Consider the following 13,004-nt stretch of genomic DNA (forward strand, 5'->3'; position numbering starts at 1 on the left):
GAAAGATAACAAGTTCTACATTCTCGGTGCCCCCGGGTCCTGGTGGGGAGAGTACCGGCGTGCGGCCGGCAATCGGCCCGAATCTCGAGGAGTACGTGGATGAGTGCGGACGCCAACGGTGGCGCGGAGAACGACGATCGGGTGTCTCTCGAAGGGCGGGTCGCCGTCGTCACGGGAGCCGGAGCGGGACTCGGACGTGCCGAGGCGCTCGCGCTCGCGCGGGCCGGAGCATCGGTGGTGGTCAACGATCTCGTGGAGAACGACGCGGTGGAGGACACCCTCGCGCGGATCCGCGATCTCGGTGCCGAGGCGGAGTTCGTGCCCGGCAGCGTCGCCGAGCGTGAGACGGCCGATGCGATGCTCGCCGCGGCGCACGGCAAGTTCGGTGGTCTCGACATCGTCGTCAACAATGCAGGCATCACGCGGGATCGGATGCTGCCCAACATGTCCGACGACGAGTGGGATTCGGTGGTCGCCGTGCACCTGCGTGGTCACTTCCTGTTGTCCCGCAATGCCGCGGCCTACTGGCGCGACCGGTCGAAGCAGGAGGGTGGCCCCGTCTACGGGCGTCTGGTCAACACGTCCTCGGAGGCCGGTCTGCTCGGGCCGCCCGGGCAACCCAACTACGGTGCCGCCAAAGCCGGCATCACCGCGCTCACCCTCTCGGCCGCCCGTGGTCTCGAGCGGTACGGTGTCCGCGCCAACGTGATCTGCCCGCGAGCGCGGACGTCGATGACCGAGGCGGTCTTCGGTGGTGCGCCGGACGACGGCATCGATCCGCTCTCGCCCGACCACGTCGCGAATCTGGTCGCCTATCTCGCCTCCCCGGCGGCCGATCGCGTCAACGGGCAGGTCTTCATCGTCTACGGACCCATGGTGGCCCTGATGGCCGCGCCGGTCGTCGAGCAGCGTTTCGACGCCGACGGGCAGTGGACCCCCGCAGCGCTCGCCGACGAGCTCGGCGGTTACTTCGCCGATCGTGATCCGGGCCGGACATTCTCGGCCTCGGCGGCTCTCGATCTGTAGTTCCGGCATCCCCTGCTGTTCCCATTCGGGGACAGCAGGGGATGCCGTGTCTTCGTCTCCGGGCCGGGATCCTGCAACTACGGGTAACGGACACCGGGGTTCCGGTAGCGTCACGCCCACTCGGGCCGTTCCTCCGGCTCTCGCCCGGCCCCGTGTTTTGGCCTGGTACGTGTTCTAATTTTTTCCCCTCCTGCGATGACCCGATCGGGCCGTGACGGCCTCTCGTGTCGAGGTGATCGAGCTCGGGCCCGGCGTCGAGAATCTCACCGAAACCCCAGGGTAAAACCACTTATGAGCGTGTCGATGCGCGTCGGTCGATGCCCGTGTGTCCGTTCGGACGGAAATGGATCGAGATGCCCCTCGACGGATCTTTGACAGGTGAACACGTTCTAGTTAATATGACCCGGGTCACAGCACACGCCATCGATCGGCCGCGCGCCGACGACGTGAGGATCGAAGGGGGTACACGATGGTAGACCTCCTCGAGGTTCCCTTACGGGCCGTCGGCGGACTGTTCGCCATGACCGGCGAGACCGCCCGGGCGGCCTTCCGTCGCCCCTTCCAACGGCGCGAGTTCATCGACCAGGCATGGTTCGTCGCACGCGTCTCGCTCGTGCCCACCGTGCTCGTCGCGGTGCCGTTCACGGTTCTGGTGAGCTTCACCCTCAACATCCTGCTCCGGGAGATCGGCGCGGCCGACCTCAGCGGAGCGGGTGCGGCCCTCGGCGCGGTGACGCAGGTGGGTCCCATGGTCACGGTGCTCATCGTCGCCGGTGCCGGCGCCACCGCGATCTGCGCCGATCTCGCGGCGCGCACCATCCGCGAGGAGATCGACGCGATGCGTGTGCTCGGCATCGATCCGATCCAGCGTCTCGTCGTGCCCCGGGTGCTCGCGTCCACCGTCGTTGCCCTACTGCTCAACGGTCTCGTGTGCACGATCGGCATCCTCGGCGGGTTCGCCTTCTCGGTCTTCCTCCAGGACGTCAACCCCGGCGCGTTCATCAACGGCATCACCCTGCTCACCGGCTTCGGAGAACTGATGATCTCCCAGGTCAAGGCGGGGCTGTTCGGCATGATCGCGGGGCTGGTCGCGTCCTATCTCGGTCTCAATGTCAAAGGTGGAGCGAAGAGTGTCGGTGACGCCGTCAACCAGACGGTCGTGTTCGCGTTCATGGCGCTGTTCGTGGTCAACCTCCTCGTCACGGCCGTCGGCATCAAGCTGACCGCGGGATGAGGGGAGCGGAGATTTCATGGCAGTGATGTCCTGGCGCTTCCCCCGTGCGGTTCGGCGCATGACACGTGCGTCGTCCACCGTGGACCGGGTGGGGGAGCAGGCGCTGTTCTTCGGGCGCGCCCTCGCGACGGTCCCCCGGGCGCTGATGCACTACCCCAAGGAGACGGTGCGTCTGGTCGCCGAGATCAGCATGGGCACCGGCGCACTCGCCGTCATCGGCGGCACCGTCGTGATCGTCGGCTTCCTGACGCTCTTCACCGGCGGCATCATCGCCGTGCAGGGCTTCAGCTCCCTCGGCAACATCGGTGTCGAAGCGCTCACCGGCTTCTTCGCGGCCTTCATCAACGTGCGTATCGCGGCCCCGACGATCGCCGGCATCGGGCTGGCGGCCACCATCGGCGCCGGCTCCACCGCCCAGCTCGGCGCCATGCGTGTCTCCGAGGAGATCGACGCGCTCGAGACCATGGCGATCCCGTCCATCCCGTATCTGGTGTCCACGCGCGTGCTCGCCGGGATGATCGCGATCGTCCCGCTGTACTCGCTCGCCGTGATCGCCTCGTTCGTCGCGAGCCGCTTCGCGACGGTGGTGCTCTACGGTCAGTCGGCGGGCGTGTACGACCACTACTTCACGACCTTCCTGATACCCACCGACATCCTGTGGTCGTTCGTCCAGGCCATCGTGATGGCGATCGCCGTGATGCTCATCCACACCTACTACGGTTTCACCGCAGGTGGCGGCCCCGTCGGTGTGGGTGTCGCGGTCGGCAACGCGGTGCGGGCCTCGCTCGTCGCGGTCGTCACCGTCACCCTGCTCATCTCGCTCGCCGTCTACGGCGCGACCGGCAACTTCAACCTGTCGGGATAGGGCGCGCGACATGGACACTCCTTCGTGGAAGAAGAAGTTCGCCGCCTTCGGTCTCGTGGGCGGCCTCGCCGCGATCGTCGCGGTGGCACTGACGATGTTCGCCGGTGGGTTCACCTCGACGGTCCCGCTCACCGTCACCTCGCCCCGGTCGGGTCTGGTGATGGAACCCGACGCCAAGGTGACGATGCGCGGCGTCGAGGTGGGCCGCGTGGCGTCGATCGAGCACACACCGGCCGGTGCGGTCCTGCATCTCGACATGCAGCCCGGGCAGATGCAGCTCATCCCGTCGAACGCACGGGTGGCGATCGAATCCACCACCGTCTTCGGTGCCAAGTTCGTCGACATCGTCGTCCCCGACGATCCGTCCTCGGTGCCGATGCAGGAAGGCGCCGTAATCGCGGCCGACAACGTCACCGTCGAGTTCAACACGGTCTTCGAGCACCTGTCCGACGTGCTCGCCCAGATCCAGCCCGAGAAGCTCAACGCCACCCTCGGCGCGCTGTCGGAAGCGCTCAACGGACGCGGCGACGCCCTCGGTGCCGCCCTGGCCGAGGCCGATGCGTATCTCGCCGAGATGAATCCGTCGCTGCCGCAACTGCAGGCCGACCTCGTCTCGGCTGCGCAGGTGACCGACGTCTACGCCGACACGGCCCCCGACCTCATGACCACGATCGGCAACGCCACCGACGTCGGCAACACCGTCGTCGACGAACAACAGCAACTCGATCTGCTACTGATGAACCTCACCGGTCTCGCGAACACCGGACGGGACGTCCTGGGGGAGAACGAAACACAGTTGACCACCGCACTCGACAGCCTGAGCCGCACCACCGGCCTGCTCGGTGAGTACTCGCCGCAATTGACCTGCTTCATCGTCGGTCTCAACGACGCCCGGGTGGCGTTCGAACCGATGGCCGGCACCGGAGAGTACGCCGCGCTGATGCTGAGCACCAGCTTCATGGGTGGCGCGACGCCGTACAACGACGCCCAGGATCTGCCCGTGGTCGGCGCGACCGGCGGACCGAACTGCTGGGGCCTGCCGAACTTCGACCCGCGCCGCGACGGTCACGCGCCGTTCGTCGTGTCGAACACCGGCGAAACGCCCTACAAGCCCGCAACGGAAGCCTGGATCCGCTACCCGACGATCTTCCAGTACCTGTTCGGCGACCATCTCGCGGGCGGGCGGTGACCATGAGAGCGACCACCGTCAAGTTCCTGATCTTCGCCGTCACGATGACGTTGATCTTCGCCGGGCTGGCCGTCGTGTTCAGCCAGGCGCGGTTCACCGGCACCGAGAACTACCGGGCCACCTTCACGGACGTCTCCGGTCTCGGTGCCGGCGACAAGGTCCGCATCGCCGGGGTGCAGGTCGGTTCGGTGAAGAAGGTCGACATCGGCCGCGACAACACCGCCGAGATCGAGTTCGACGTGGACGCGAAACACACGCTGTTCACCGGCACCCGCGCCACCGTGCGATACGAGAACCTCGTCGGCGACCGGTATCTCGAACTGCTCGAAGGTGCCGGCAGCGTCGACGTCCTGCCCGCCGGTGGCAACATCCCGATCGAGCAGACCGAACCCGCCCTCGATCTCGACCTGCTCCTCGGCGGGTTCAAGCCGCTGTTGCAGGGCCTCGACGCGCAGCAGGTCAACGACCTCTCCGGAGCTCTGTTGCAGGTCTTCCAGGGGCAGGGCGACACGCTCGTGTCGCTGCTGGGGAACACCAACTCGTTCACCAACTCACTCGCCGACCGCGACCAGCTGATCGGCGACGTCATCGACAACCTCAACGCCGTCCTCGGCACGATCGACGATCACGACCGCGAGTTCGAGAACACGATCGAACAGCTGCACACCCTGGTGGGCGGGCTGTCCGCCGATCGTGATCCCATCGGCGCGTCGATCCCGCCGATCGCCTCCGGCACCGCGGATCTCGCCGCGCTGTTGCAGAACAACCGGCCCGACTTGCAGACGGTCATCGCCGAGACGAACCGCACCATGACCCAGCTCGACCTCGGCAAGGATGACATCAACCGCACGCTCGAACGCCTGCCCTCCGACTACAAGAAACTCATCCGCGTGGGTGCATACGGAAACTTCTTCCAATTCTTCCTCTGTGCCAATACTTTCAAGTTCTCCGGACCGGACGGCACCACGATCCGGTACACCACGGCGAACCACGACACGGGAAGGTGTGCGAAGGTCGAATGAGTGCACCCCGTGACCCCAACTACATCCGGACGGGCATCATCGGCCTGGCCGTGTCCGCCGCGATCGTTCTCGCCGGTCTGCAGTACGACCAGCTGCACTTCCTCTCCGGGGGCCTGAGCTACTCGGCGCGCTTCCAGGACGCCGGCGGTCTGGTGCCCGGCGACGACGTCATGCTCGCCGGGGTGAACGTCGGCGACGTCACCGAGGTGCGCCTCGACGGTCAGGCCGTGCTGGTGAGTTTCCGCATCCGGGACGGTATCGGGCTCGGCGACACCACCGGAGCCGACATCAAGACCAACACCGTGCTCGGCCGGAAGTCGCTGGCGCTGCGCCCCGGTGGCGACGGTGTGATGCGCCCGAACTCGATCATCGGTATCGAGCACACCAATTCGCCGTACTCACTGACCGACGCACTCGGCGATCTCACGACGACCGTCTCCGAACTCGACACCGATCGCATCAACGACTCGCTCGACGCGCTGTCGCAGACCCTCGAGAACACCCCGCCCGAGATCCAGGGCGCCCTGGAGGGGATGACCCGCCTGTCGCAGTCGATCAACGCCCGCGACGAGTCGTTGCACCAACTGCTCGAGCGTGCCGAGAGCGTGACGGGCATCCTGGCCGAGCGCAGCGACCAGGTCAACGCGCTCATCGTCGACGCGAACGCTCTGTTCGGCGAACTGAGCCTGCGCCGCGACGCCATCACCGAACTGATCGCGAACATCTCCTCCGTCTCGCGTCAGCTCACCGGGCTCGTGCAGGACAACCAGGCGCAGATGGCACCGACACTCGAGAAGCTCAACCTCGTGACGGCCAACCTGCAGGCGAACAAGGAGAACATCGCCGGGGCGCTCGACGGCCTGGGCCCGTACATCAGCGCCCTCGGGGAATCCGTCGCCAGCGGACCGTTCTTCAACGCCTACGTGTCCAACATCCTGCCGGCGCCGTGGTGGAAGGCCATCGTGGACAGCCAGGTCGCGCCCGATCTTCTCCCCGAGGATCTCCAGGACGTGATCCCGGACGGGCCCCCGACTATCAAGAGGGACGGCGAATGAGTACCGATACCGCCCCGACGACCGCCCGCCGTCGCCCACCCCTGCTGGTGCCGGTGATCATCGGTGCCGTCGTCGTGCTCGTGCTCGGCGCCCTCGCCGTGTTCGTCCTGCCGGACCTCGGTAAACGCACGATCCACGCCGAATTCGCGTCCACCAGCGGCCTGTACGAGGGCGACGACGTGCGGGTGCTCGGCGTCTCGGTGGGGCGCATCAGCGACATCGAACCCCGCGACGACCTCGTACAGGTGACGATGAAGGTCGACGACGGCGTCGAGATCCCGTCCGATGCGAGTGCCGTCGTCATCGCGCAGAGTCTCGTCTCGGCGCGCTTCGTCCAGCTCACCCCTGTGTACTCGGGTGGCCCGACGATCGAGGACGGCGCGACGATCCCGATGCAGCGCACGGCCTCTCCCGTGGAGTGGGACCAGATCAAGACCGAACTGATGCGATTGTCCGAAGCGCTCGGTCCAGAGGAACTCGATCCGCAGGGATCTCTCGGCCGGTTCATCGACACCGCAGCCGAGAATCTCGAGGGCAACGGGCAGACCGTGCGCGAGGCCCTTCGGGAGTTGTCGGACACGATGCGCACGCTCTCGGAGGGGCGCACCGATCTGTTCTCGACGATCCGCAACCTGCAGACCTTCGTGTCGGTCCTCTCGTCGAGCAACGAACAGATCGTGCAGTTCGGCGGTCGTCTCGCGTCGGTCTCGGACGTGCTCGCGCAGAGCTCCGACCAGCTCGGTGCCTCCTTGTCCGAGTTGAACATCGCCGTCGGCGACGTACAGCGGTTCGTGCAGGGCAACCGGGCCGGGCTCACCGAATCGGTGGAGCGGCTGGCCGATGCGACCGAAGTGCTGGTCCGCAAACGTCCCGAGATCGAGCGGGTGCTGCACTCCGGCCCGACCTCCCTCGCGAACTTCTACAACATCTACAAGCCGGCGCAGGGGTCGCTCACGGGCGCGCTCGCGATCAACAACCTCGCCAACCCCGTCGAGTGGATGTGCGGGTCGGTCGCGGCCGCCGCGAACGCGACCTCCGAGCGCAGCGAGGAACTGTGCCGCCAGCAACTCGGCCCGGTGCTGTCGTCCATCAACGCCAACTACCTTCCGCTGCTGGTCAATCCGCTCGCCGGTGTGCAGGCCTTCCCCGACGACATCGTCTACACCGAAACCTGGCTCGAGGAGGCGTCGGCAGGTCGTGGCACCGCGCCCGAGCCGTCGTCCTCGGAGACCGCGTCGCCGGTCGACGGGATCCTCGGTGGCCTGCCGTCGCTGCAGGTCCCGCAGGATCTGGGTTCTCTGCTGCAGCCGGGAGGAGTGCGATGACCGGCCGCTCGATGTTCCGCCGCCTGGGCGTCGCGGCCACCGCGGTCGCGGTGAGCACGACGCTCACCGCCTGCGAGTGGGACGGACTCAACTCGATTCCCATGCCCGGCAGCGCCGGCCGCGGGGAGGGCGCCTACGAGGTGCAGATCGAGATGCCCAACGTGACGACCCTGACCCAGAACTCGCCCGTGCGGGTCGACGACGTCACTGTGGGGTCGATCTCGGGGATCGAACTCGACGGCTGGCACGCGCTCGTGACGGTTTCGCTCGACGAAGGCGTGATCGTTCCGGCCAACTCGCTCGCCCGGATCGGGCAGACGAGTCTGCTCGGGTCGCAACACCTCGAACTGATCCCGCCCGTCGGCGAACCCCCGCAGGGCCGGCTCGAGGACGGCGACGTCATCCCGCTCGAACGCGCCGGTGCGTATCCGACCACCGAACAGACACTCTCGTCGCTGTCGGTGGTGCTCAACGGTGGTGGACTCGCGCAGATCAACGACATCACCACCGAACTGAACGCGGCGCTCGTCGGCCGGGAGGACTCGATCCGGAATCTGCTCCCGCGCCTGGACGAACTGGTGTCCACCCTCGACACGCAGCGCGGCGACATCATCGCGGCGCTGGAGGGCATGGACCGGCTGGCCGCGACCGTCGACGACCAGAACGCGACACTCGTCCGCGCCCTCGAGGAGTTGCCACCCGCGCTGGAGGTGCTCTCGGATCAGCGTTCGAACCTCACCGCCGCGATGAGTTCGCTCGGTGAACTGAGCACCGTGGCGAGCCGGATCGTCGAGACCTCGAACGACGATCTGAAGGCGAATCTCGAAGGGCTCGCGCCGACGTTGAAGGCCCTGGCCGATTCGGGCAGTGCCCTGACCGAGGTGCTCGGTGTGCTGCTCACCTATCCCTTCCCGCAGGCGGGCATCAACAACATCATCCGCGGCGACTACGCGAACCTCGCGATGACGATCGACCTCACCCTCGACCGCCTCGACCTGAACTTCCTGTCCGGGACGCCGCTCGCGGGACGCCTCGCCGGCCCGGAAGGCATCCTCGGCCGCGACGCGGGACTCGCCGCACAGGCGACGGACCCGTTCCGCGCACCGCTCGAACCACCCCCGCCGCCGCCTCCCGGTCCCGAAGGGAAACTGACGATCCCCGGCATCGGTGAGATCACCATTCCCGGCCTGCCCCTGGGGGTGCCCGCACCATGATGCTCACGCGGTTCGTCCGCATCCAGCTCACGATCTTCGCGATCCTCACGGTCGTCGGACTCGTCGTGATGTCGCTGATGTACGTGAAGTTGCCGGCGCTGTTCGGGATCGGACGGTACGAGATCGTCGTCGAACTGCAGTCGACCGGCGGTCTGTATCCGCACTCGAACGTCACCTATCGCGGAAACACCGTCGGCACCGTGCGGAGCGTCGCCCTGTCGCCGACAGGGGTCGAGGCGTTGCTGTCCATCGACAGCGACGCGAAGATTCCCGCCGATGTGGACGCGGCGGTGCGCAGCGTCTCGGCTGTCGGCGAACAGTACGTCGATCTCGTTCCCCGAGCCGACGGTTCGGGCGGCGAACGCCTGGCCGACGGCGACGTGATCCCGATCGACCGCACGAGCGTGCCGCAGGAGGTCGGTGCCCTGCTCGACCAGGCCGACGTGTTGCTCGCCTCGATCAGCGACACCCGGCTGCAGACCGTGGTGGACGAGGCGTTCGACGCGTTCAACGGCTCCGGACCCGAACTGCAGGAACTGATCGACTCGACGCGCCTGTTCGTGCAGGAGGCCTCGGCGAACAGTGCCGAGACACGGCAGTTGATCGACCAGATCGGTCCGCTGCTCGACACGCAGGTGGTCACGAGCGATGCGATCCGGTCGTGGACACGCGACATGGTCACCTTCACCGACCGCCTGCGCGAGAGCGACCCCGACCTGCGAGCCCTGCTCGACGTCGGACCGGGTGCCGCTGCCGAAACCGAATCCCTGTTGCAGGAACTGAAACCGACCCTGCCGTTGCTGCTTGCGAATCTGGTGAGCGTCGGCGAGGTGGGTGTGGTCTACAACGCCGGCATCGAGCAGATCCTGGTGCTGTACCCGCCGATGACGACGGCCCTGATCACCGCGGCCGGCGCCGGCCCGCCCGAGGACGGTGCCGTGGTGGACTTCCACCTGCAGGTCAACGATCCGCCGCCGTGCCTGGCAGGCTTCGTGCCGCCGGAGCAGTGGCGCAGTCCGGCCGATACCTCCGTGGTCGACACACCCGGCGACATCTTCTGTCAACTGCCACAGGACTATCCGAACGCGGTCCGCGGCGCCCGGAACGTACCGTGCATGGAGTACCCGGGCCGTCGCGCACCGACGCCCGCCACGTGCCGCACCGGGTACAGCCCTACCTATTCGGACAATCCGTGGACCGGACCGCCGACACCGGTGGCCTCGGAGAACGTCGCACCCACACCCGCTTCCTACGGTGAGCGCGGCGACACGGCTCCCGCCGGGGTCGCGGCGCGACGGATCGATCCGCAGACCGGGACGTACATTGGTCCCGACGGCACCGTGTACACGCACGCCGATCTCGGTGGAGATCGGAGCTTGGAGAGTTACATGAAGGCGCAGCAGGGCTGATGGCAGACGAGATCGACAAGAAGACGAAGCCGGCATGGGCCAAGCCGGTCGCGATCATCGCGTCCGTACTGGTCATCGCGCTCGTCGCGGCCGGTGCCTGGCTCATCGTCGACAGGCAGTCCGCGAACGAACGCGACGAGAAGCGGGAGGCGTACCTGCAGGCCGCGCGGCAGACGGTGCTCAACCTGACCACCATCAACGCCGATACCGCCGACGCCGACGTCGCACGTCTGCTCGAAGGCGCGACGGGTGATTTCAAGGCCGAGTTCGAGGGCCGCGAAGGGCCTTTCGTGGAGGTCGTGCAACAGGCCGGCGTCGACACCACCGGTGAGGTCCTCGAAGCGGGGATCCAGAACGAGGACGGCACGTGCGCGTCGTCGCTCGTCGCCTCCCGCGCGATGGTGAGCAACGCCGACCAGACCGAACCCGAAGCACGCGACTTCCGTCTGCGGGTGACGATCTGCGACGAGAACGGCAGATTGCTGGCGTCGAAGGTGGAGTTCGTGCCGTGACCGACGAGAAGGACGATCGCGTGACGCTCGACAAGACGACCGACGACACTGTGGCCGGTGGGACCGCAGAGAAGGACGGATCCACCGCCGCCGAGACCTCGGCCGCCGACACCTCCGTCCCGGACGCGATTTCGGATCCGAAGGCCTCGTACCTGCCACACATCGCGATCGGATTGTCTTTCGTGGCAGTGGTTTTCGCGGTCCTGGTGGGATGGCTCGCCTACGGCACCGTCCAGCAGTCCGCCGCCGAGACGGCACGGACGGAGGCAAGGGTCGCTGCGGAGGAACAGGCGGTCGCGATGCTCGCCTACACCCACGACCAGGTGGACGCGCAGACCGACGCCGCCGCGGAGGGTCTCACCGGCGACTTCCGCGACGAGTACACGAATCTGATGAAGAACATCATCGCGCCGGGCGCCAAGGAGAAAGCGATCAGCGTGCAGGTGAGCGTGCAGGCGTCGTCGGTGGTCTCCGCCGACGCCGACAACGCTGTGACCCTGCTGTTCCTCAACCAGATCACGACGAGTTCGGAGAACCCCGAAGCGGTGAGCAGCGGCAGTCGGGTGCGCGTCGAACTCGAAAAGCAGGACGGGCGTTGGCTCGTCCGCCGGTTGACCCCGATCTAGAAGAGAGCCGTCAGGTGGGGTCGGGTTCGCCGGCCTCACCCGGCGCGATCAGCGCGCGTCCGGCGGCGCCGGTGTTGGCGAGGGTGTCGAGGAACGAACGGGCCCAGCGATCCACATCGTGCGTGAGCACCTGACGGCGCAGCGCACGCATCCTCTTGCGGCCATCCTCGCGCGGCACCTCGATCGCGGCCTGGATCTTGTCCTTGACGTCCTCGAGGTCGTGCGGATTGCACTGGAACGACTGCCTCAGTTCGGCTGCGGCACCGGTGAACTCGCTGAGCACCAACGCGCCGCCGAGATCGCTGCGGCACGCGATGTACTCCTTGGCGACGAGGTTCATGCCGTCGCGCAAGGGGGTTACCAGCATGACGTCGGCCGCGACGAAGAACGCGATGAGCTCGTCGCGGGGGACCGGGCGGTGGATGTAGTGCACCACCGGACGCCCCACCTCGGCGTACTCACCGTTGATGCGACTGACTGTCCGCTCGATCTCGCCGCGCATGTGGACGTAGGAATCGACGCGCTCCCGGCTCGGGGTCGCGAGCTGCACCATCACGGTGTCCTTCGGGTCCATGCGACCCTCGGCGAGAAGTTCGTGCACCGCATCGAGCCGCACGTCGATGCCCTTGGTGTAGTCGAGGCGATCGACGCCGAGCAGAATCGTCTTCGGGTTGCCGAGTTCCTTGCGCAACGCCTTGGCGCGATCGCGGATGGCCTTGCTCCGCGACTGCTGGTCGAGCCGGCCCGATTCGATGGAGATGGGGAAAGCGCCGACGCGCACCGAGCGGAAGCCGACCTGGACCACGCCGAGCTTGGACCGGATGCCGATGTTGCCGCGTGAGGTCTGGGCACCTGCCAGACGTCGGGCGAGATACAGGAAGTTCTGGGCACCCCCGGGAAGATGGAAGCCGATGAGGTCGGCGCCGAGGAGACCCTCCACGATCTCGGTGCGCCACGGCAACTGCATGAACAGCTCGATCGGCGGGAACGGGATGTGCAGGAAGAAGCCGATCGTCAGATCGGGACGGAGCATCCGCAGCATCTTCGGCACCAGCTGCAGCTGGTAGTCCTGGATCCAGACGATCGCGCCCTCCGAGGCGGCCTTCGCGGTCTCCTCGGCGAAGCGGCGGTTGATCTCGACGTAGGAGTTCCACCATTCGCGCCGGTACTCCGGACGCACGATCACGTCGTGGTAGAGCGGCCACAGCGTGGCGTTGGAGAACCCCTCGTAGTATTCGGCGATGTCCTCGGTGCTCAACCGCACCGAGTGCAGGGTCAGCCCGTCCTCGACGATGACGCCTGACTCGGCGTCGGCCACGCCGGCCCAGCCGACCCAGGCGCCGTTGTTCGAACGCAGGATCGGCTCGAGTGCGGTGACGAGCCCGCCCGGACTGCGCTTCCAGCGGGCGGTGCCGTCGCGAAGCCGTTCGAGGTCGACCGGCAGGCGATTGGCGACGACCACGAAGTCCGACCCGGCGTGCGAGTCGTGGTTCCCCGCTGCGTCCGCTTCGCCTGCTGTCACGTTGT

Annotated in this window: 12 protein-coding genes; 11 read left to right on the top strand and 1 reads right to left on the bottom strand. The window is 67.0% G+C overall.

Going from position 1 to position 13,004, the window contains the following annotated elements; genetic code table 11:
* Positions 1-99: 99 nt before the first annotated feature.
* The 11 genes from NVV99_RS05345 (at position 100) to NVV99_RS05395 (ending at position 11,477) form a co-directional block, all read left to right on the top strand.
* Complete coding sequence (locus NVV99_RS05345) at positions 100-1,026, top strand: 3-oxoacyl-ACP reductase (protein WP_024102954.1); 927 nt, start codon at positions 100-102, stop codon at positions 1,024-1,026.
* A 469-nt stretch (positions 1,027-1,495) separates the two neighbouring features.
* Positions 1,496-2,260, top strand: coding sequence for an ABC transporter permease (locus NVV99_RS05350; protein ID WP_006551898.1), 765 nt, complete (start codon positions 1,496-1,498; stop codon positions 2,258-2,260).
* Between the two features lie 16 nt (positions 2,261-2,276).
* Positions 2,277-3,125: an ABC transporter permease gene (locus tag NVV99_RS05355; protein ID WP_024102955.1), complete on the top strand. Its 849-nt coding sequence runs from the start codon at positions 2,277-2,279 to the stop codon at positions 3,123-3,125.
* A 10-nt stretch (positions 3,126-3,135) separates the two neighbouring features.
* The gene (locus NVV99_RS05360) at positions 3,136-4,314 is read left to right on the top strand and encodes an MCE family protein (RefSeq protein WP_006551896.1); all 1,179 of its coding nucleotides are present in this window, start codon (positions 3,136-3,138) and stop codon (positions 4,312-4,314) included.
* A 2-nt stretch (positions 4,315-4,316) separates the two neighbouring features.
* Positions 4,317-5,336 carry an MCE family protein gene (locus NVV99_RS05365; protein WP_024102956.1) on the top strand — a complete coding sequence of 340 codons (1,020 nt, stop codon included), beginning with the start codon at positions 4,317-4,319 and terminating at the stop codon, positions 5,334-5,336.
* Positions 5,333-6,391, top strand: a complete 1,059-nt coding sequence (locus NVV99_RS05370) for an MCE family protein (RefSeq protein ID WP_019290089.1) — start codon at positions 5,333-5,335, stop codon at positions 6,389-6,391. Before NVV99_RS05365 ends, NVV99_RS05370 begins: the two co-directional genes overlap by 4 nt.
* Positions 6,388-7,716: an MCE family protein gene (locus NVV99_RS05375; RefSeq protein ID WP_024102957.1), complete on the top strand. Its 1,329-nt coding sequence runs from the start codon at positions 6,388-6,390 to the stop codon at positions 7,714-7,716. The genes NVV99_RS05370 and NVV99_RS05375 overlap by 4 nt, the downstream gene beginning before the upstream one ends.
* Entirely contained in the window at positions 7,713-8,930 is a 1,218-nt protein-coding gene (locus NVV99_RS05380) for an MCE family protein (RefSeq protein ID WP_024102958.1), read from the top strand. The genes NVV99_RS05375 and NVV99_RS05380 overlap by 4 nt, the downstream gene beginning before the upstream one ends.
* Positions 8,927-10,339 (top strand): MCE family protein, encoded by a 1,413-nt coding sequence (locus tag NVV99_RS05385; protein ID WP_024102959.1) that lies wholly within the window; start codon positions 8,927-8,929, stop codon positions 10,337-10,339. The genes NVV99_RS05380 and NVV99_RS05385 overlap by 4 nt, the downstream gene beginning before the upstream one ends.
* The gene (locus tag NVV99_RS05390) at positions 10,339-10,851 is read left to right on the top strand and encodes a hypothetical protein (RefSeq protein ID WP_006551890.1); all 513 of its coding nucleotides are present in this window, start codon (positions 10,339-10,341) and stop codon (positions 10,849-10,851) included. Before NVV99_RS05385 ends, NVV99_RS05390 begins: the two co-directional genes overlap by 1 nt.
* Positions 10,848-11,477: a hypothetical protein gene (locus tag NVV99_RS05395; protein ID WP_041803547.1), complete on the top strand. Its 630-nt coding sequence runs from the start codon at positions 10,848-10,850 to the stop codon at positions 11,475-11,477. Before NVV99_RS05390 ends, NVV99_RS05395 begins: the two co-directional genes overlap by 4 nt.
* Positions 11,478-11,487: 10 nt before the next feature.
* On the opposite strand, the gene NVV99_RS05400 is transcribed toward NVV99_RS05395, so the two are convergent.
* On the bottom strand, positions 11,488-12,999 hold the full coding sequence (locus NVV99_RS05400) for a trehalose-6-phosphate synthase (protein ID WP_024102961.1): 1,512 nt from the start codon (positions 12,997-12,999) through the stop codon (positions 11,488-11,490).
* Between the last annotated feature and the right edge of the window lie 5 nt (positions 13,000-13,004).

It is taken from the genome of Rhodococcus sp. PAE-6, from assembly GCF_025290685.1.
Lineage (GTDB): Bacteria > Actinomycetota > Actinomycetes > Mycobacteriales > Mycobacteriaceae > Rhodococcus > Rhodococcus pyridinivorans.